We start from the raw sequence: 19448 nt of genomic DNA, 5'->3' as shown, positions 1-19448 counted from the left end.
TCTAGACGTGACCACAGACACGATGACGCTCTCGTCAACACATTTCGTAACACTGACGCACTGTGCGCCAAACCAGCGCGAGGGCGCACGATCAACCCGGCAGCGCCCAGTCGATACCACGACCGGTCTGCTGCTCGAGCCAGGCCGATGCACGGCTGAACGGCTTCGACCCGAAGAAGCCGCGGTAGGCCGACAGCGGGCTCGGATGCGGTGACGCGATCACGTGCGCGTCGCCGAGCAACGGGCGCGCGGTTTCGGCATCCTTGCCCCAAAGGATGGCCACCAGCGGCTGCCGGCGATCGGCAAGCGCCGTGATGGCTCGCTCGGTCACTGCCTCCCAACCGATGCCGCGGTGCGAGCCGGCCCGGCCAACCTCGACGGTGAGCACTCGGTTGAGCAGCATGACGCCCTGGCGCTCCCAGGGGCTCAGATCGCCGCTGACCGGCCGAGGCACACCGACATCGTCGTGCAGCTCGGTGAAGATGTTGTTCAGCGACTTCGGCAGCGGCCGCACCTCGGGGCGCACCGAGAACGACAGCCCCATGGCATGCCCCGGCGTGGGGTACGGATCTTGCCCCACGATGAGCACACGCACGTCGCCCAGCGGCTGCTGAAACGCGCGAAAAATGTGGGGCCCGTCAGGCGCATGCCGACGCCCCGCAGCAGCTTCGGCGCGCAGAAACTCGCCAATGTGCGCGATGCGCTCAGCCTCGGGTGCCAGCACCGGCGCCCAGCTCGGGTGCACCAGTTCTGTGATCGGCCGCGCCTGCGTCACTGCTCGATGCGGGGAGTGAGCGGGCCGCGGTGCAGCTTGTGCTGGGCAGACTGCGCAACCGGGCGCACCACTACTAGGTCGAGGTTGATGTGCGGCGGCAGCTCGACTGTCTGCACGTTGACCAACGCCACATCTTCTGCGGTGAGTGGGTGGTCGACCCCGGCGTAGACCGCGTCGGCCTTGGCCTGGTCGCCATGCAGGCGGTTGAGTGAGAACTCCGGGGTGTGCACGAGCCCCGGCGCGATCGCGATCACGCGAATCGGCTCGCCGCTGAGCTCGAGGCGCAGCGTCTCGACGAACGCCTGCTCGGCGTGCTTGGCCGCGGTGTATGCGCCGCCGCCTTCGTAGGAGATGAGCCCGGCGGTCGAGGTGAGGGTGAGGATGCTCGCCCAGCCGTGCTCGGCGGCTGTCGTGCGCAGCACCGGCAGCAGGGCTCGGGTGACGCGCACTGTGGCGATGGTGTTGATCTCGTAGGTGCGCACCCAGTCGTCGATGATGGCGTCTTCAACTGTCTCGGTGCCGATGGCGCCGCCGGCGATGTTGAACAGCGCGTCGATGCGGCCGAGCTGACCGACCAAGGCCGCAAGGTCGTCGACCTCAGACTGCTCGGTGAGATCGGCGACGAACGGGATGGCCCCGGTTGCCGCGGCCAGCTCGTCGAGCCGATCGGCGCGGCGCGCGACGGCGACCACCTGCCAGCCGTGGGCTCGCAGCAGCTCTGCGGTGGCGCGGCCGATGCCAGAGCTCGCGCCGGTGACGACGGCGGTTCTGACGGCGGGATCAAAGGTCTGTACGGGGGGAGTCTGATCAGTCATGCAATTACTCTATGCCGAACCGCGGGCTGGTAGAATACGGTGACTTCGCGAGACCCCATTTACCCCAAATCCAGAGGCGAGCACATGATGATGCAGCAGTACGGCGGGTGGCGCGGCGAGGCCGACAACTCTCTGTACTCCCCGATCACCGATCGTGTGCTGCAGCACTCGCTGGGCAAACCGCCGGTCACCGGTGCGTGGCTCGTGGGCGACCCACCCGGTCGCCGTCAGTTCGTTCACGTCGGCGGCCAGCAGCTCGAGTTCGGCGGCGCGTTCGACAACGTGCGCGTGGCCTACGAGACCTGGGGCGAGCTCAACGCCGACCGCTCAAACGCCGTGCTGGTGCTGCACGCGCTCACCGGCGACTCGCATGCCGCTGGGGTGCGCGAGCTGGGCCATAAAACCGCCGGCTGGTGGGATGCCCAGATCGGCCCCGGGCTGCCCATCGACACCGATCGCTTTCATGTCGTGTGTGCCAACATCCTGGGTGGCTGCCAGGGCACCACCGGCCCGTCGACCACGCGGCCCAACGGCCGACCGTGGGGTTCGCAGTTTCCGTACATCAGCATCCGTGATGTCGTAACCACCGCGCGCAACCTCACCGACACCTTGGGCATTGACCGCTGGCACACCGTGATCGGCCCGTCGATGGGCGGCATGCAGGCGCTCGAGTTCGCGATCATGTTTCCCGAGCGCCTCGAGCGCGTCGCCGTGCTCGCCGCGCCATCGGTGACCAGCGCCGACCGCATCGCGGTCAACACCGTGCAGGTCGACATGATTCGCTCCGACCCCGACTTCGAGGGTGGCGACTACTACGATCTGCCAGCCGGCCGCGGCCCGTGGCATGCGCTGGCGCTCGCCCGACGCGTGGCGGTCACCAGCTATCGCAGCGCCGAGGAGTTCAACACGCGTTTCGGCCGCAAGGCGCAGTCTGGGGTGTCGCCGTTGGGCCGCGGCGGTCGCTTCGCCATCGAGTCATATCTCGACTTCCACGGCAACAAGTTCACCCGGCGCTTCGACGCCAACTCGTACATCACGCTGCTCGAGGCGATGAATTCACATGACATCGGGCGCGACCGCGGCGGCGTGACACAGGCACTGTCTCGCATCACCGCGAAGGCACTGGTCGTGGGCATCGACTCTGACCGGCTCTACGGCATCGAAGAGCAAGACGCGATCGTGGCCGGGCTGCACACGCATATCGCGGGCGACCGGGCGGTGCGGGTGCACTCCCCCTACGGCCACGACTCGTTCTTGATCGAGGTTGAGGCGGTGGGCGAACAGCTGAGCCGCATTCTCGACGCGTAGCGCGCCTCAGCGCCGCCGCAGCACTTCACAGCAAGATAACCAATATCTACACTTGGGTTATGAGCACTGTGCTGAACGTCAAGATCGATCCCGAGCTGAAACGTCAGGCCCAAGAGACCGCGAAGTCACTGGGGCTGCCTATCAGCACGGTCGTTAGTGCGGGTCTGCGCGAATTCGTGCGGTCGCGCAGCATCACCATCAGCGATCCGCCGCACCTGCGCCCCGAGGTTGAGGCTCAGCTGCTGCTGCTCTCGGCACAGGCGCATGCAGGCGACGAGGTGTCACCAGCCTTCACTTCTGTCGCCGAGGCGTTCGACTGGCTCGACGACGATGCAGATTAGATTCTCGAAACAGTTTCGCAAGCAGTATCAGCGGCTGCCGAAACCGCTGCAGCAGACCACCCGGCGCCGACTCGAGCTGTGGCAAGAAGACCCGATGAATTCACTGCTGCGCGTACACCGCCTCTCGGGTCGCCTGCAACACCTCTACAGCCTCAGCGTGACTGGCGATCTGCGCGTGCTCTACGAGCTCATCGGCGATGAGATCGTCATCTTTCAGATGGTCGGCACACACGCGCAGCTCTACGGGTGACGTGCCTCAGCGCCGCACGCGAGGCAACCGCATCAGACCGACCACGCCCCACACCATGAGCGCCACCAAGGCGAGGTTGCGCACCGTAATGACCCACAGCATCCATTCGCTGAGGTTGAGCAGATAGCCGTACCAATACGGATAGATCACCTGGGTGAGCACACCAATGAGCGTGACCAGCACCGCGGGGCGCCACCAGTGCGGTGCACGCATCGCGCCGAGCAGCAGCACCGGAGCGATCAGCCACACCTCGAATTGGGGCGACCCCACTTTGTTACACACGATCAGCGCGGTCACCAGCGCGAGGGATGCCCACGCGGCCACCAGCCTCGGCTCACGCGACCGGCGCACCTGCACGAGGGCCAACAGAGCCACCGCTGCAGCGATGAGCCCCATCGCCACGGTCACGCCCTGAGTGATGGCCACTGAGGAGTCACTGATGAGCTCGTTGGTGTAAATCTCGGTGTTGTAGACGACCGAGCCATCGCCAGCACGTGCCTGCCAGAGCCCCCAAGTCGCTCCCACGGCCTCGACCTGCAGGTTGCGCGAGGTCTGGCCACGAACGAAGCCGAAGAGCGTGGCGAGCCCAGAGAGCCCCTGCCCGCGCACGGCCGAGACGAGCATCGCCAGTGCGGCAAGCCCAGCGGTCAGCCACACGCCGGGCATGACGAGCCTGCGGCGAGCACGCCGAAAGGCGGCGAGCCCAGCCAGCAGTAAGGCCGCGGGCCAGATCTTCACCCAGGTTCCGACAGCCAGCAGCAGTCCTGCCGCGCGAGGGCGATGTTCGAGCAGGCTCAGCCCCATGATCGCGAGCGCGAGCGCCACCACGTCGATGCGACCGATGGCGACCGGTCCGAGGGCAAGTAGGGCGGCCATCCACCACCACACCAAACGCAGCCGATGGCGATTGCGCAACCCCTCGGTGAACACGAGCAGTGCGGCGACATCGAGCACCGTCACCAGACCGAGCCAGGTCACGGTGTAGTCAAGGCCGAAGCTGGTCGAGAATAGCAGCGTGAGCAGCATCGGGATCATCGCGAGCAGCGGGTAGACCCACTGGTCGGTCAGCCCGAACCAGGTGCCTTCGCGCACCGCCTGATACGACCACCAGTGATACACGCTCGTGACGTCGCCGAACGGCCAGCCGTAGTGAGTGAGCCCCCAGACGCCGAGCCAGATGTGCACTGCAATAAAGGTGGGCACGATGAGCGCCGGGGCCGAGAAGATACGCCTAACCAGTCGACGCTGGCCGGTCGGGCGCTCGAGCGCGACGGCGGGCGATGAGGAAGGCACGCCATCCATTGTGCCGTATCTGCCCTGATGGCTCGGCAAGCAGGTTCGCTGGATCGTTACTGCCGCATCCACCGCACTGAGCTGACCAGAGAGCACGCTTGTAGACTGCTGAAGGCAGCGCGCAAGGGCGCCGCTGCAGCACGTTTTCGGTGATGCTGCTGTCTCGATCCACTCAGGAGGATTTCTCTATGACTATTCGCGTCGCGATCGCGGGCGTCGGCAACTGCGCAAACTCACTGGTGCAGGGGGTGACCTACTACCACGACGTCGCCGACGACGCCACGGTGCCGGGGCTCATGCACACCGTCTTCGGCGAATACCGAGTGCGCGATCTCGAGTTCGTGGCAGCCTTCGATGTCGATGCTGCAAAAGTCGGCCTCGATCTGGCCGACGCGATTTGGGCCAGTGAGAACAACACCATCAAGTTCGCCGATGTGGCTGCCACCGGCGTCACCGTCGACCGTGGCCCCACTCTCGACGGGCTCGGCGAATACTACCGCGACACCGTGACCGAGTCGACGGCGACCCCGGTCGACGTCGCCCAGGTGCTGCGTGACCGCGAGGTCGACGTGCTCGTGAGCTACCTGCCGGTGGGCTCAGAAGAGGCCGACCGCTTCTACGCGCAGGCCGCACTCGACGCGAAGGTCGCGTTCGTCAACGCCATCCCGGTGTTCATTGCCAGCGACCCCGAATGGGCCGCGAAGTTCGAGGCTGCGGGTGTGCCGATCGTCGGCGACGATGTGAAGAGCCAGCTGGGTGCGACCATCAGCCACCGCGTGCTGGCCCGCCTGTTCGAGGAGCGCGGGCTGGCCATCGACCACACCTATCAGCTGAACGTCGGCGGCAACATGGACTTCAAGAACATGCTCGAGCGCAAGCGCCTTGAGTCGAAGAAAATCTCGAAGACCCGAGCCGTGACCAGCAACATTCACGAGCAGCTGCCCGAGCGCGACGTGCATATCGGCCCAAGCGACTGGGTGCCGTGGCTCGATGATCGCAAGTTCGCGTTCGTGCGCATCGAGGGACGCGAGTTCGGCGACATTCCGGTCAGCCTGGAGTACAAGCTCGAGGTGTGGGATTCCCCCAACTCGGCTGGCGTGATCATCGACGCCGTGCGCGCAGCCAAGATCGCCCTCGACCGGGGTGTCGGCGGCAGCATCGAGGCAGCGAGCGCCTACCTGATGAAGTCGCCCGCGGTGCAGCATCCTGATGAACATGCCCGCGAGCTGCTTGAGGCCTTCATAGCTGAGTCATAGACTCGTAGCACCGCGACGGCGCCCGGCCTCGCCGAAGCTCAGGAGGCCTGATGTCGACCGTCCCACCCATCCCACCGATTCCACCGGTGCAACCGCAGCAACCGGGGCCGGCAGACCAGCCGAACCCGGGCATCCCTGCTGCTCGGGTGCCGGGGCAGCAGTCACAGAGCGCCGGCGCAGCACAAGCTGGCGCGGCACAAGTTGGCGCACCGGCGGCCGGTTGGTACCCCGACCCGCAGGGCACTCCCGGGCTGCAGCGCTACTGGGATGGCGCCCAGTGGACGGCCAACACCGCACCTGGCGGTCAGGCACCGACAGGCAACCGCCGCAAGAAAGGCCTGATCATCGGCATCGGTGCGGGCGTCGCAGTGCTGCTGATCGTGCTGATTCTGCTGTGGGCGCTGGTCTGGAGCAAGTCGTCGCCGAGCGATATCGTCGAGCGCTACACCGCGGCTCGGCTGAACCTGTCGACCACCGATTGCAACTCTTACGGGCAGCTGGTCTCTGCTGAATACCGCGATCAATTCGTCGAGAACTGCGAGTCGAGCAAGTCTTCGGATGACTCGCCGTCTTCGGCCGTCGAAATCACCAACGCCCACATCACCAGCGAGACAATCAACGGTGACTCCGCAACTGTGGTTTATGAGTACACGGCTTCTTCGAGCTATTCCGGCAGCTCGAACGAGTACGACATCAAAGAGACGTACTCACTGATTCAAGAAGACGGGGCCTGGCGCATCAACGACGTCGACACGGACTACTGATTCCGACCTCGAAGGGGCTCGGGAGGGCGCGATTCTCCCGAGCCCCTTTTTGTCTGCCGAATACTCGCTCGGCCTCCGCTGCCGCGCCCGGCCCACATGGTCCACCGACCCACCAAGTGCAACCACCGCAACCTGTGCAACCAACGCAAAGTCCGCAGCACAAACACAAAGTCGGCACCACAAACCCCACCGCTGCAGACGTCACGTCACACCTGCAGACATCACGCACCAGACACCACGCCACACCCTCTAGGCACACGAAAGCGGGGCCCGGGAAACCCCGAACCCCGCCCTCAAATGCGTCAGGCGATTACTCGGCCTTGGCCAGCCGCTCGCGCTCGGCTTGTGCCGCCTCGACCAGATGAGTCAGGGCCGGCACAACCTCGTCGTACTTGCGAGTCTTCAGGCCGCAGTCCGGGTTGACCCACAGCTGCTGCGCCGGAATCGACTCGAGGGCAATGTCGAGCAGGTTCTCGACATCGTTCACATCGGGCACGCGCGGCGAATGAATGTCGTAGACACCCGGGCCGATGCCACGGGAGAACCCGGCGGCCTTGATGTCGGCAACGATGTCCATCTTCGAGCGCTCGGCCTCGACCGAGGTCACGTCGGCGTCAAGGCCGTCGACCGCGTCGATGATCTGCCCGAACTCTGAGTAGCACAAGTGCGTGTGCACCTGGGTGCGGGTCTTCGCCCCACCCGTCGCCAGACGGAACGACCCCACCGACCATCTCAGGTAGTCGGCGTGATCGGCCTTCTTCAGCGGCAGCAGCTCACGGATGGCCGGCTCGTCGACCTGCACAATGTCGATTCCAGCGCCCTCAAGGTCAGCGATCTCATCACGCAGTGCGAGAGCGACCTGGTTGGCAGTGACCTCTTTGGGCTGGTCGTTGCGCACGAACGACCACGCGAGAATCGTGACCGGGCCGGTGAGCATCCCTTTGACCTGCTTGGTGGTCAGCGACTGCGCGTAGGCCGACCAGTCAACCGTGATGGGGCCGCGGCGGGCCACATCGCCCCAGAGAATGCTCGGGCGCGTGCAGCGTGAGCCGTACGACTGCACCCAGCCGTTCTCGGTGACGTCGAAACCGTCGAGGTTCTCGGCGAAGTACTGCACCATATCGTTGCGCTCTGCCTCACCGTGCACCAGCACGTCGAGCCCGATGCGCTCCTGCAGCTCGATGACTTCGCGAATGTGCCCGCGGATCTGCTCCACGTACTCGGCCTCAGTGATTTCACCCTTGGTGAACTGTGAACGGGTGCGGCGAATCTCGGGTGTCTGCGGGAACGACCCGATGGTGGTCGTCGGCAGCAGCGGCAGCTCGAGTTCGGCGGCCTGAACGGATGCACGCTCGGCATACGGCGCACGGGTGAAGTCGGCCTCGGTGAGGGCCGCGACTCGGCTGCCCACCTCGGCGCGGTGCACGCCGGCATGCGCCTCGCGAGTGGCCAGCGCCTCGGCCGCGTCGGCGAACACCTGTGCCACGCCGGCTTGGTCACCATCGAGGGCGCGAGCGAGCGAGACGATCTCGACGACCTTCTCGGCGGCAAAAGCCAGCCAGGAGCGCACGTGATCGGGCAGCTTCGACTCGTCGTCGAGGGTGTGCGGCACGTGGAACAGAGAGGTCGAGCTCGAGGGCACGACGCGGCCGGCCAGCGGCTCGATCGCACGCAAAGTCTCGAGTGCTTTGGCCAGGTCGGCGCGCCAGATGTTGTGACCGTCGATCACACCGGCGACCACGACCTTATCGGCAAGGCCGGTCACGCCGGGAGCCCCCGCAGTGGGCACGTCACCCTCGACCAGATCGAGCGCGATGCCCTCGATGGGTGCCTCGGCGAGTGCGGGCAGTGCGTCGTCGAGTGCGGCGTATGACGCCTGCGCCAGAATCTGCGGGCGCTTTTCGAGCGAACCGAGCACCTCGTAAGCCTTCTTGGCCGCCGCGATGAGCTTGGTGCGGTCGACCGGCAGCAGCTCGCTGACCAGCGCCGACTCGTCGAGCTGCACCCACGGGGCGTCGAGCTCGGCCAGGCCGGCGAGCACCTGGGCGTAGACGGGCAGCAGGTCGTCGAGGCGATCGAGCGGCTCAAACCCCTCGGGTGCGCCCTCGGCCGGCTTGGCCAGCGCGAGCAGCGTCACCGGGCCGACAATCACCGGGCGGGTGACAAACCCGTGCGACAGCGCCTCGGCGAAGTGCAGGGCCGGCTGATCGCCCGAGAGCTTGAACTCGGTGTCGGGCCCGATCTCGGGCACAAGGTAGTGGTAGTTGGTGTCGAACCACTTGGTCATCTCAAGCGGGGCGATCTTGCCCACGCCCCGCGCGACGGCGAAGTAGCCCTCGAGGCTGAGACGACCGTCAGCATCCTGCCATTGCGCGAAGCGCGGCGGAATGGCGCCCACGAGCACAGCGGCGTCGAGCACCTGGTCGTAGTACGAGAAGTCGGAGGGGATCGAGGCGTTGTGCGCCTCGAGGCCCAGTTCGTGCAGGCGCTGCCACGTGGTGGCGCGAATCTGCTGTGCGACGGCGCCGAGCTCGTCGGCGCTGATCTTGCCCGACCAGTGCTGCTCGAGCGCCTTCTTCAGCTCGCGGTGTCTGCCGATGCGTGGATATCCGAGTGCGGTGCCGCCCTCAAGGCCGGCCCCGGTGTGTCGATCTGCCATGGTTCCTTCTTGGTGTCGTGGCCGAACAGCCCGTTCAACGCGTCGAACACGCGAGCGGTCGTCGGCTCGTCATTCATTGTGAACAGTTGGATGCCCGGGGCTCCGGCACGCGCCAGCCGTTCGGCCAGCTCCACTGTTGTCTGCACCGCGATGTCGCGGCGAGTCTGCGCATCTTGCGCTTGCTCCAGCCTAGCGTGAAGCGCTGGCGGAGGGGTGAGTCCGGCGAGCTCCGCGATGCGCTCAAGCCGGCGAACGGTGGTGGTGGGAGTGAGCCCGGGCACCACAGGCAGCGTTGCTCCGGCGCGGTCGGCGAGCTCACGAAAGCGCTCATAGTCAGCCACCTCGAAGAAGTGCTGCGTGATCGCGAAGTCTGCCCCGGCCTGCTCTTTGCGGGCGAGCGTCGCCGCATCTTCGGCGAGATCGCGGCTCTCGGGGTGCCCTGTAGGAAAAGCCGCGACCACGATCTGCACCTCGCGACCGGCGGCCTCTGCACGCTGACGCACCCTGGCGATCAGGTCAGTGGCATGGGGCAGCACCAGCCCGGTGCCGTCGGTGCGGGCATCGCCGCGCAGCGCGAGAATGCCGGTGACGCCGGTCTCGAGCAGTTCGTCTATGGTCTCGTCGAGCTGGCCGAGGCTCTCGGCCTGGCAGGTGAGGTGCGCATACACGGGCACCCCGGTCTCGGCGATCCAGGTGACCAGCTCACGCGTGCCGTCTTGACGCCCGCCCGCAGCACCATAGGTGACCGTCACGAAATCGGGGTCGAGTTTGAGCAGCTTGCGCACCGACACAACGTTGGCGCGCAGCTGCTCAAGACCGCGCGCCGGAAAGACCTCGAGAGAACGGGTCGGAGCGCTGGCGGTCGGATGAGTCGGCAGGTGATGGTTCATCAGCGCTCCAGTCTAGTGAAGCGGCTTGGGCCGCGTCCCAGTTGTACCCTTTGTGACGTTCCGCCTAGCGCCCGTTCAGCTGCGCAATGATCGCGAAGGCGGCGAGCGGCAGCACGAAACCGGCAGCGAGCGCCACCAGCGTGGCCACGACAATCGCCAGCCACGGGCGTTTGCGAGGTGCGCTCTGCGCGGCCACGACTGATGGATGCACTGCCCCCACCGTGCCAACCGAGGCCAGCGGCACCCGATGTGGCTGCTGCGGCACCTGGCCGATGACCGGCAGCTGAGGCAGTGCCGGGGCTACGCCTTGAGCGGTGAGCCAGTCGCGCAGGGGCTGGTCGAGCGTCGGATTGGCGGCGAGCTGTGCGTGAAACTGCGGAAAGTACTGCGCGACCCAGCGCAACTGCTCGGGTGTGGCTGCCGGGTTGGCTGCGAGTGCTGCCGCAGCGGCCGTGGTCGGGTCGACCTCAGCTGCCGGTGCCAGAGCAGACACCGGCGGTGCAGGCACCGCAGCCGCAGGCACCTGCGAGGCTGCGGGCTGAGCCGGCACGGTGTGCTGGGTGACGCGCACCACGACGGTCTCATCGTCAGTGCTCCCAGCCGAACCGGCACTCACTGTATCGACGCCGTCGGCCCCGTTGATCGCAGTCACCGCGTCGCTGGTCGAGTTGATGATGGTGGTGGATGCTGCATCCTGCCCCGAGTTGATCATCGTGGTGGCCTCGAACGCCTGGTTCAGCTGTGTGATCGATTCGGGCACATCGTTGATGACCGTGGTCTCCTCGGCGAGATCTGGCGTGGCACCTGCATCAGCCGCGTTCGGCCTCCACTGCGATTCGCTCATGTTCGTCCTCCCTCTCAGATCACTCACGCGTTGGTGCGCACCAGCTCGGCGGCGATGTTCGACGCCACCGCGTTGGGCACAGCAGTGGCCTCACCGCTCCACGCGGTCACCACCAAGAATTTGCTCGCCCCGTCAGTCGCATAGGTGGTCTGCTTGACGTGGCACTCGGTGCTTGAGTTGAGGCTGCTCTGCGCCGGGCATGCTGAGAACAGTGACAGGTCGAGATCAGCGGCTCGATAAACCGATACGTTGATCGTCGCCTGCCCTCCACCGGTGGTCCAGGTGCAGCTCAGGCGGGCGCTGTCGCGCAGTGCGTTCTCGTTGAATCGCACATTGGCGATGCCCGTCGACTCACGATCATCGCTGCCGGTGTTCGTGGCTGTTAAGCCGACCCCGGCATCCGTTGTGAGCGTGCCGATGCCTGAAGCCAGCTGAGCGCAGGTGGAGCCGATTTCGTGAACAGCGGCGCTCGCTGATGGGCTGGCTTTCGCCGAGGCGCTGGGCTCAGCGCTGGCCGGCACCCCGGGCACCTGCGAAGCCGAGGCTTCAGCCGCTGGAGCAGGAACGGCCTCACGATTGAGCATCGGCAGCACGATGAACGCCGTCGCTGCAGCGAGAGCGGTGATGCCGCCCACGATCGATGTGAAGATCCAGTATGGCCGGGCGCGGCCCGATGACTCTTGCTCTTGTTCTTGCTGCTGTTCGCTCATTCGCTCCCCTGTTGCTCCCGTAACGAAGCGCGCTGCCACACTATCACTCAGCGCCGCGCCGTCGTTCGCCATCGCGTACCGTCGCTTGCCACTGCACCGCTGCCAAATGACCAGCGATCATGCACCCTGACGCCGGGTTCTAGTTGGAAGCGCAACGTGTGTGGTCTGGGTCTGATGATAGCTGCTGGAAGATTTCGGCTGGTGTTGCCCAGTTGAGGATTTTGCGGGGGCGGTTGTTGATCTCGGTGATGATGTCGTCGAGTTCGGTTTGTGTGAGGTCGGTCAGGTTGGTGCCTTTGGGCAGGTATTTGCGGATCCGGCCGTTGAAGTGCTCGTTGGTGCCGCGCTGCCACGCCGAGTACGGGTCGGCGAAATAGCTCGGGATCCCGAGGGTGTCGGCCAGCTCGTAGTGCCTGGCGAACTCGGTGCCGTTGTCACAGGTGATCGAGCGGCCCGCGTGGGCGGGCAGGGCGGCGAAGATGTTCCGCTGGGCGGTCACGGTAGCGTCGGCGGTGCCGGCTGCCAGCTTCACGGCGATCAGGAATCGGGAGGTGCGCTCGACCTCGGTGTGTATCACCCCGGTGCCTCGCAACCCCAGCACGCTGTCAGCCTCCCAGTGCCCGAACTGGGCACGGTCCTCGATCACGCACGGACGCGCATGGATCGAGACCCGCCACCGGATGCGCTCGTGATGCACCCGCCGGCCACCGTGACGCCGACGCCTGCGCAGCCCGCGGGGCAGGTACTGCCACAGACCGCGATGCGTCTGGGCTGGGGCGTAGATCCACTGATACAGGGTCTCCGTGCTCACCCGCATCTTCGCGTCATCGAACTCCACAGGCAGACGACCCGAGATCTCCTGGGGCGTCCACCCCTTCTCCAACCGTTTGACCACCCAGTCCACCAGCCGGTCGTCTCGCATTCGCCACGGCTGATGCGAGCAGGCCCTGGCCCGATCCGCGTGCGCCTGCGCGCGCGAGGCCCGATACTGGCGCTGATTCCACGGACCGGCCGACCCGCGCGCGTACCGGTACGGCGCATACGCGGCCGCCATGTCCGACGGCGTCCACGACCTACGCCGAACCTCCCGGAACACACTCGAACGATGCACCCCCAACCGGCGAGCGATCTCCGCCTGAGACACCCCCGCATCCAACCACTTCTCGATCTGAACCCGATCATCCAACACCAAATGCCGATACCCTGTACCCACGGAAGCGCAACCCCTCACGATGTGATCTGAACAACCACACCCTACGAGGTGTTGCGCTTCCGACCAGAACCCAGGGACCAACGAGCGCGCGCACCCATCTGCTACGCTTGAGGGCGCGTCAACACGCCGCGCGGCTGTAGCTCAATGGTAGAGCGCACGCTTCCCAAGCCTGATACGCGGGTTCGATTCCCGTCAGCCGCTCCACTCAGCCACGAATAACCCCGTTTCCCTACACCTGCGCCAGCCGCAGAGCGCACTCGCGCCCATCGCACACACAGGTGTCACGAAACACCACTCAGCCACGACAAACCCGCACTTCGCGACACCAGTGTGAGCATCAGAGCCCGCGACACCTGCTCGCGAGGTCGCCCCCGAGAACAGGTGTCACCTGTGCAGGCTCACGCGCACCGCGGCGGCTACTTCACTGCGCCACCCCGATCTGCGCCATGCTGATCTGCACCAGGCTGATCTGCGCCACCCCGATCTGCGCCATGCTGATCTGCACCAGGCTGATCTGCGCCACCCTGATCTGCGCCACCCTGATCTGCACCAGGCTGATCTGCACCAGGCTCACTCGCGGCGCGCCCAGCCGCATCGGCGGCGGCCTGCTCGGGGGTCACCACGGCGATGGGCATCGTTGACAGGTCGAGGTAGGGATTCTGCTCCTGCCCCGCCACGAGGCGCGACGCCTCGGCCTCGGTCGCCACCGTCGGCATCGACCCAATCAGCGGGCGCTTGGCCGACTCGCGCATCGCCAAGATGCCCACACCGCCGAGTGCAGCGAACACCATGATGTAGATCGCGGGCATGTAGTGGTTACCCGTCAGCTGAATCAGTGCCTGCGAGAACAGCGGCGTGGTGCCGCCGAACAGCGCCACAGACAAGTTGTACGACAGCGCCATCGCTCCGAAACGCGAGGCCGTCGGGAACAGCGCCGGCAGCGTACTCGCACCGATCGCAGCGTAGAAGGCCACCGGGATGGCCACCATCACCAGAGCGCCCTGGATCGCCCAGAACGTGCCGATGTGCATCACCGCGAACGCTGGCAGCATCAGCACCAGCGTGCCGATCACGGCGATGCCGTAGACGGGTCGGCGCCCAATGCGGTCGGAGAGCCGCCCGATGAACGGCATCGCGGCAGCCATCAGCACGAGCACCGGCACGGTGGCCGCAGCGGCCATGGTCGGCGTCGTGCCCACCTCCGACTCAAGGTACGTCGGCATGTAGCTGGTCAACGCGTAGCCTGCCGTGTTCTGCGCGGCCACCAGAGCCATCGCGATGAGCACCTCTTTCCAGTGGTGCTTCAAGATGCCACCCAAGCCGTGGCGGGCGAAACGCTCGTCGCGCTCGGCCAGCGCGGCCACCGCATCCTCATCGCCGGGGGTGTCGAAGTGCGGGGTCTCAGGAATGCGCGTGCGCAGGAAGATCGCCAGTGCGCCCAGCGGAATGGCGATCAGATACGGGATGCGCCAGCCGAAGTCGAGCATCGCGGTCGGCCCCCAATTCGACTCGACGATCACCGTAGTCAGTGCGACGGTGGCCGCGCCTGCCGCAAAGCCGGTGTACGAGCCCACATCGAGCCACGAGCTGTAGTAGCCGCGTCGCTTGTCGGGCGAGAACTCTGAGACATAGGTGGTGGCACCGGCGTACTCGCCGCCGGTCGAGAAGCCCTGCACCATCTTGAGCGCGTACAGCGGCAGCGTGGCCCACAGCCCGATCTGTGCGGCGGTGGGCAGCACACCGATCAGCGCAGTTGCGACGGCCATCATGCCCATCGTGATGAACAGCACCTTCTGCCGACCAATGCGGTCGCCGAGTGGCCCGAGCACCATGCCGCCCAGCGGGCGCACCACGAAGCTCACCGCGAAACCCAGCAGCATGATCAGCAGACCGGTTTCTTTGGGCAGCCCCTCGGTGAACACGCTCGTCATGACCACGGCGAGGTAGCCGTAGATGCCGAAGTCGAACCACTCCATGAAGTTGCCGACCACGGTGCCCGAAATGGCCTGGCGCATCGGGCGCTTTTCGACGACGAGCACGTCGTCTTGGCGCAGTCGCGGCTGGCGCTGCTGCTGGGTTTTGCGCGCACGTGGGGGTCGCGCCGCTTTGGGCGCGCTGTGCGATGACTTGTCTTGCTGACTCATTCTGACCTCTGTTCGCTGAACTCGGGACGGAACGGCTGCGTCGACGTTGCAGAGTCTCGTCAGGAATTTCCATGACGGGGGCAACATGGACGGTGAAAATCGCCGGGCGATCACCAGGCGCATCGGGCGCGGGATCACACTTCGGCAACAGTGCCGCGGGCGACCGCGGGGCTTTCCCGCGGTTCGACTTCCGCCAGCTGCAGGCGCGGTGCCCGGTGTTCGGGCCCCGAAATCGGCCGTGTCGGACGACCCGCTCAGGTGCAGCTCGTTACCCATTGTACCAAGGTGCGGTTTTGAGCCCTGGTGAGTGGGTATCCGGCGGCCCCATGCATGGATGCCCACTCACCCCGCGCCGTCGACCCACCAGCCTGCGAAGCGGCTAGAACATCGGGGCTGAGGCGGTCTTCATAAACTCGAGCACCCGCTCGTCAACGATGATGTCACCCTGGCGAATCGGCCGGGCGAGGTACAGCCCGTCGAGCGTGGTCAGTCGGCTGAGCGCCACATAGGTTTGGCCGGGGCTGAAGGCGCGGGAGCCGAGGTCGACCACGGCTCGATCGTAGGTCTGCCCCTGCGACTTGTGTACGGTCACTGCCCACGCCAGGCGCAGCGGCAGCTGGGTGAACTCACCGATCTGGTCTTGCTCGATGGTCTTGGCGTCGGGGTCGAAGGTGTATTCGTAACGCTCCCACACCACGGGCTCGACTTCGACGTCTTGGCCGTCGAGCTCGACCACCACTTTGTCGGGGCGGATGCTCACCACCGTGCCGATGGAGCCATTGACCCAGCGCCCGTCGGGGTCGTTGCGCAGAAACATCACCTGCGCGTCGACTTTGAGTTCGAGCTCGGGATCAGCCGGAAACGCGTTGCCGAAGTCGCCCTCGACCTGTGCCCGCACGGTCTTGGCTTTGCCGGGCAGTCGCGCGAGCTCGGCACGGTTGCGCTCGTCGACGATGCGGTTGGTGGTCGCCAGGGTGATGATGGGCTCGCCCTCGGCCGGGGTGCGGTGGCCGATCTGGTTGAGTCGGGCGAGCCAGTGGTCGGGCACGGTGCCCTCGCGCACAGCGTTGAGCAGCTGCTTGAATCCGTCGTGACGCTGCCGATGGATGCTGGTCAGCTCGTAGACGCTGACTGTGGCCTCGGCCCACACGTGCGCGTCGAAGAACCACTGGCTGGCGTAGTGCTCGCGGTAGAAGGCCTTCTCGTCGGGCGAGCGCGGTGGCACGGGCGCGAGCTGGTAGGGGTCGCCGAACATGATCAGCTGTACCCCGCCGAAGGGTGTGCGGTTGCGGCGCTTGGCCAGGCGCAGCGTGCGATCGATGCCGTCGAGCAGGTCGGCCGACACCATCGAGACCTCGTCGATGATCACAGTGTCGACCGCGGCGAGCACCTCGCGGGTCTCGTCGCGCAGGTAGCGCGAGATGCGTGAGACGTCTTGAATGCCGACGCGCAGCCCGAACAGCGAGTGGATGGTCTGCCCGCCCACGTTGAGTGCGGCCACCCCGGTGGGCGCGCACACCACCGTTTTGCCGGGCAGTTCGTCGAGCATGCGGGTTAGCAGGGTGGATTTACCGGTGCCGGCGCGACCGGTAACGAACAGGCTCTGCCCGCGCAGGGCGGCGTCGATGACCGCCTGCTGCTCGCTGGTGAGTGTGATCTCGCCTGGCTCGGCAGCGCCGGCGGCGGGCGCCTCGAGACCGTCACTCATCGCGTGGCGTGGGCTCGGGCTGCGTCTCGGTATCGCGCTTTTGCATGCGGGCGAGCATCTCGTTGTATGCGTTGAGCTCGGCGTCGTCGGTGCGGTCGGCGTTGCGGTCGATGCGCTTCTTCTCGCGGTCATCGCTGCGCGCCCACAGAATGCCCACCACCACGGCGAGAATCAGGGTCGGGAACTCGCCGATGCCCCAAGCGATTGCACCGCCCTCTTGTTGGTCGAGCAGCGCACTCTGCCCCCAAGTGCGGCCGGTGGCACCGTACCAGTCAGCCTCGAGCAGACCGGTGCCCATCATCATGAACACCCCGAAGAAGGCGTGGAAAGCCATGGTGACCACCAAGAACAACAGACGCACGGCGTATGGCGGGCGTTTGGGCCCCGGGTCGATACCGATCAGCGACTGCACGAACAGGTAGCCGGCCATCAAGAAGTGCAGCACCATCCACTCGTGTCCCAAGTGATCACGGGTGGCCCAGCCGAACAGCGGCGTGTAGTAGAACACGATCAGCGAGAAGGCGAAGATGAAGGCAGCCACCACCGGGCGCGCGACGAACTGCCCCCATGGGCAGTGAACTGCCCAGAGAATCCATTCGCGGCCGCCCTTCGAGCCATCGGTGCGCGCGGTGATCGCACGCATGGAGAGGGTCACCGGGGCACCGAGCACGAGGAACAGCGGAATCACCATGGTGAGCACCATGTGCATGGTCATGTGCACGCTGAACAGGTAGGTCTGGTAGAGGTTGGTGCCGCCGTTGGTGACCAGAATCAGAATCAGCATGCCGATGATCCAGAGCAGCGTGCGATGCCACGGCCAGCGGTCGCCGCGGCGGTGCAGTCGCCAAGCACCGGCGAGGTAGAAGAAGATGGCGAACACGCCGACGGTCAGCCACAGCGGGTCGATGCTCCAGTCGGTGAACCACGTGTACCAATGCGGCGCCGGGGGCACGGGCTCACCCGTGAGAATCTCAGCGGGCGTGGGGTCGCTGGTGAGTTCTTGTGGCACGGGTGTGGCCGTGCGAGCCAATGCCGCTGAGAAGCCAGAGACCAGCCCCATGACCGCAAACTCGCAGGCGACGATCCAGCCGAAGGTGGAGCGCGCACGGGTGGAGTCGGCCAGGCGGTTGACCAGACGCAGCCGGTTTATAGCACCCGCGGTGCCGAGCAGCAGCAGACCGATCGTCTTCCAGATGATGATCTGACCGTATGAGGTGCCGAAGAGGTTGTCGAGGCTGCCGACGCGCAGCCACGCGTTGACCACGCCCGAGAACACCACGACGATGAATGAGGGCAGCGCCATCGATGAGTAGCGCTGGGTGACCGCCTGCAGGTTGTCACCGAGCTTGGGCCCGATCAACGCTAGTGCGACGAGCCCGCCGAGCCACATCGATGAGCCGGCCAGGTGCAGCAACATGCCACTGACCGCGAGGTTGTGGCCGGCAGTGCCGCTCGCATGGCCGCTGGCTGCGAGCGGGATGATGCCGATGTAGGCCGCCAGCGCCACGAAGAGCACACCGACCGGGCCACGCACGAAGGCCGCGAGCACGGTGACGACTGCGGCGATGATGATGACGACCAGCCACGACTCGCCGAGGTTGACCTGAGTGAGAAACAGCCACAGGCGCTGCCCGAATGTGTCGCTGCCCCAGGCATCGACGTCAATCGAGATATACGTGAGGATGGCCGTCAGCAGCGCACTGATCGTCCAGATGGAGGCCGAGATGGCTGCGATCGAAAAGGCGCGTTCGTACGCGGCCTTCCAGCGTGGTGACAGCGCCCACACTGCGAGACTCAACGCGCCGATGGTGACTGCCATGGCGATGTTGTGCACGGCCTTGACCGCGGGCAGCCCCCAGCGCACCAGAGGCCCCGGGTCGAGCAGCAGGTTGGGCGCGGCGGCACCGCCGTGCACGAGTGCGAGTACCAGACCGATTCCGGTGGCGATGACGCCGACGATCAGAGAGAGGAGGGTTCTGCGCTGCACCACACCAGCCTACCCGCCTCGGCCACAGGCAGCTGACGCTGGCACGGGCTGTGGACGTTCTGTACCCCATCCTGCGCCTGTGTAGAACCAGTCGGGCCCGCGCACGACCCCGAAAACCCGCCGACAGACACGAAAACGGGGCGCACCCGAAGGCACGCCCCGTTTCGTTTGAACGAGGTCAGAGATTACTTCTTGACCGCGGCCTTGAGCTTGCTGCCCGCCGACACCTTCACGCCCTTGCTGGCGGGGATGTTGAGGGTCTCGCCGGTCTGCGGGTTGCGGCCGGTGCGTGCGGCGCGGTCGGTGCGCTCGAAAGCGATCCAGCCGGGCACGGTCACCTTGACACCCTCGGCGATGTTCGCTGCGACGGTCTCGAAGACGGCGTCGAGCACGCCGTTGACGGCGGTCTGGGTTTCGCCGGTCTTCTTTGCAACCTCGGCAACGAGCTCGCTGCGGTTCAGAGTCTTGTCAGCCATTTGGTCTCCCTAGAT

16 protein-coding genes, 1 tRNA gene and 2 pseudogenes are annotated in these 19448 nt (G+C 65.9%); 7 read left to right on the top strand and 12 right to left on the bottom strand.

The features are described 5' to 3' along the window. Positions 1-91 precede the first annotated feature (91 nt). The gene (locus G557_RS0109220) at positions 92-775 is read right to left on the bottom strand and encodes a uracil-DNA glycosylase (RefSeq protein ID WP_028245805.1); all 684 of its coding nucleotides are present in this window, start codon (positions 773-775) and stop codon (positions 92-94) included. After that, positions 772-1590, bottom strand: coding sequence for an SDR family oxidoreductase (locus G557_RS0109215; RefSeq protein ID WP_051224961.1), 819 nt, complete (start codon positions 1588-1590; stop codon positions 772-774). The genes G557_RS0109220 and G557_RS0109215 overlap by 4 nt, the downstream gene beginning before the upstream one ends. Positions 1591-1674: 84 nt before the next feature. Here G557_RS0109215 and metX point away from each other — a divergent pair, with 84 nt between their 5' ends. From metX to G557_RS0109200, 3 genes are read left to right on the top strand one after another with little or no spacing between them, the layout of a single operon-like run. Next, positions 1675-2898 carry a homoserine O-acetyltransferase MetX gene (gene metX / locus G557_RS0109210; protein ID WP_245542792.1) on the top strand — a complete coding sequence of 408 codons (1224 nt, stop codon included), beginning with the start codon at positions 1675-1677 and terminating at the stop codon, positions 2896-2898. Between the two features lie 59 nt (positions 2899-2957). Continuing rightward, a complete protein-coding gene (locus tag G557_RS0109205; RefSeq protein WP_028245802.1) occupies positions 2958-3239 on the top strand; it encodes a hypothetical protein in 282 nt (93 codons plus the stop codon). Beyond that, a complete protein-coding gene (locus G557_RS0109200) occupies positions 3229-3489 on the top strand; it encodes a type II toxin-antitoxin system RelE/ParE family toxin (protein ID WP_036962018.1) in 261 nt (86 codons plus the stop codon). Before G557_RS0109205 ends, G557_RS0109200 begins: the two co-directional genes overlap by 11 nt. A 6-nt stretch (positions 3490-3495) precedes the next feature. On the opposite strand, the gene G557_RS0109195 is transcribed toward G557_RS0109200, so the two are convergent. After that, positions 3496-4782, bottom strand: coding sequence for a glycosyltransferase 87 family protein (locus G557_RS0109195; RefSeq protein WP_169337772.1), 1287 nt, complete (start codon positions 4780-4782; stop codon positions 3496-3498). A 188-nt stretch (positions 4783-4970) separates the two neighbouring features. On the opposite strand from G557_RS0109195, the gene G557_RS0109190 reads away from it, so the two are divergent. Further along, a complete protein-coding gene (locus G557_RS0109190) occupies positions 4971-6038 on the top strand; it encodes an inositol-3-phosphate synthase (RefSeq protein ID WP_028245799.1) in 1068 nt (355 codons plus the stop codon). Between the two features lie 50 nt (positions 6039-6088). Continuing rightward, entirely contained in the window at positions 6089-6802 is a 714-nt protein-coding gene (locus tag G557_RS13530) for a DUF2510 domain-containing protein (protein ID WP_051224959.1), read from the top strand. Positions 6803-7112: 310 nt separating this feature from the next. On the opposite strand, the gene metE is transcribed toward G557_RS13530, so the two are convergent. The 5 genes from metE to G557_RS12785 form a co-directional block, all read right to left on the bottom strand. Next, positions 7113-9461, bottom strand: a complete 2349-nt coding sequence (gene metE / locus G557_RS12795) for a 5-methyltetrahydropteroyltriglutamate--homocysteine S-methyltransferase (RefSeq protein ID WP_051224958.1) — start codon at positions 9459-9461, stop codon at positions 7113-7115. Beyond that, positions 9380-10351, bottom strand: coding sequence for a methylenetetrahydrofolate reductase (locus G557_RS12790; RefSeq protein ID WP_051224957.1), 972 nt, complete (start codon positions 10349-10351; stop codon positions 9380-9382). Before G557_RS12790 ends, metE begins: the two co-directional genes overlap by 82 nt. A gap of 64 nt (positions 10352-10415) precedes the next feature. Beyond that, complete coding sequence (locus tag G557_RS0109170) at positions 10416-11195, bottom strand: variant leucine-rich repeat-containing protein (protein WP_028245798.1); 780 nt, start codon at positions 11193-11195, stop codon at positions 10416-10418. 23 nt (positions 11196-11218) lie between these two features. Further along, complete coding sequence (locus G557_RS0109165; RefSeq protein ID WP_028245797.1) at positions 11219-11905, bottom strand: hypothetical protein; 687 nt, start codon at positions 11903-11905, stop codon at positions 11219-11221. A gap of 139 nt (positions 11906-12044) precedes the next feature. Then, complete coding sequence (locus G557_RS12785; RefSeq protein ID WP_281167728.1) at positions 12045-13094, bottom strand: IS30 family transposase; 1050 nt, start codon at positions 13092-13094, stop codon at positions 12045-12047. A 154-nt stretch (positions 13095-13248) separates the two neighbouring features. On the opposite strand from G557_RS12785, the gene G557_RS0109155 reads away from it, so the two are divergent. Next, positions 13249-13322, top strand: a tRNA-Gly gene (locus G557_RS0109155). Between the two features lie 184 nt (positions 13323-13506). Continuing rightward, a pseudogene (locus tag G557_RS14455) lies at positions 13507-13647 on the top strand (pentapeptide repeat-containing protein); the annotation flags it as partial. A 91-nt stretch (positions 13648-13738) separates the two neighbouring features. Here G557_RS14455 and G557_RS12780 read toward each other — a convergent pair. The 4 genes and pseudogenes from G557_RS12780 to G557_RS0109135 all read right to left on the bottom strand — a co-directional run. Further along, positions 13739-15262: pseudogene (locus G557_RS12780) on the bottom strand (MFS transporter); the annotation flags it as partial. Positions 15263-15641: 379 nt separating this feature from the next. Further along, positions 15642-16970 (bottom strand): ATP-dependent DNA helicase, encoded by a 1329-nt coding sequence (locus G557_RS0109145; protein WP_051224955.1) that lies wholly within the window; start codon positions 16968-16970, stop codon positions 15642-15644. Then, positions 16963-18957: a bifunctional copper resistance protein CopD/cytochrome c oxidase assembly protein gene (locus tag G557_RS0109140; protein ID WP_245542790.1), complete on the bottom strand. Its 1995-nt coding sequence runs from the start codon at positions 18955-18957 to the stop codon at positions 16963-16965. Before G557_RS0109140 ends, G557_RS0109145 begins: the two co-directional genes overlap by 8 nt. A 185-nt stretch (positions 18958-19142) precedes the next feature. Continuing rightward, complete coding sequence (locus G557_RS0109135) at positions 19143-19433, bottom strand: HU family DNA-binding protein (RefSeq protein ID WP_028245794.1); 291 nt, start codon at positions 19431-19433, stop codon at positions 19143-19145. Positions 19434-19448 lie beyond the last annotated feature (15 nt).

Source organism: Pseudoclavibacter soli DSM 23366, assembly GCF_000423505.1.
Classification (GTDB): domain Bacteria; phylum Actinomycetota; class Actinomycetes; order Actinomycetales; family Microbacteriaceae; genus Pseudoclavibacter_A; species Pseudoclavibacter_A soli.
Note: the sequence above shows the minus strand (reverse complement) of the source record. Positions and strands in the feature narration are given on the sequence as shown.

Bases quoted from the DNA above. Each gene is read 5' to 3' on its own strand.
- G557_RS0109215 (WP_051224961.1), bottom strand. From the start codon at position 1,590: ATGACTGATCAGACTCCCCCCGTACAGACCTTTGATCCCGCCGTCAGA.
- metX (WP_245542792.1), top strand. From the start codon at position 1,675: ATGATGATGCAGCAGTACGGCGGGTGGCGCGGCGAGGCCGACAACTCT.
- G557_RS0109205 (WP_028245802.1), top strand. From the start codon at position 2,958: ATGAGCACTGTGCTGAACGTCAAGATCGATCCCGAGCTGAAACGTCAG.
- G557_RS0109200 (WP_036962018.1), top strand. From the start codon at position 3,229: ATGCAGATTAGATTCTCGAAACAGTTTCGCAAGCAGTATCAGCGGCTG.
- G557_RS0109190 (WP_028245799.1), top strand. From the start codon at position 4,971: ATGACTATTCGCGTCGCGATCGCGGGCGTCGGCAACTGCGCAAACTCA.
- G557_RS13530 (WP_051224959.1), top strand. From the start codon at position 6,089: ATGTCGACCGTCCCACCCATCCCACCGATTCCACCGGTGCAACCGCAG.
- metE (WP_051224958.1), bottom strand. From the start codon at position 9,461: ATGGCAGATCGACACACCGGGGCCGGCCTTGAGGGCGGCACCGCACTC.
- G557_RS12790 (WP_051224957.1), bottom strand. From the start codon at position 10,351: ATGAACCATCACCTGCCGACTCATCCGACCGCCAGCGCTCCGACCCGT.
- G557_RS0109170 (WP_028245798.1), bottom strand. From the start codon at position 11,195: ATGAGCGAATCGCAGTGGAGGCCGAACGCGGCTGATGCAGGTGCCACG.
- G557_RS0109165 (WP_028245797.1), bottom strand. From the start codon at position 11,905: ATGAGCGAACAGCAGCAAGAACAAGAGCAAGAGTCATCGGGCCGCGCC.
- G557_RS0109145 (WP_051224955.1), bottom strand. From the start codon at position 16,970: ATGAGTGACGGTCTCGAGGCGCCCGCCGCCGGCGCTGCCGAGCCAGGC.
- G557_RS0109135 (WP_028245794.1), bottom strand. From the start codon at position 19,433: ATGGCTGACAAGACTCTGAACCGCAGCGAGCTCGTTGCCGAGGTTGCA.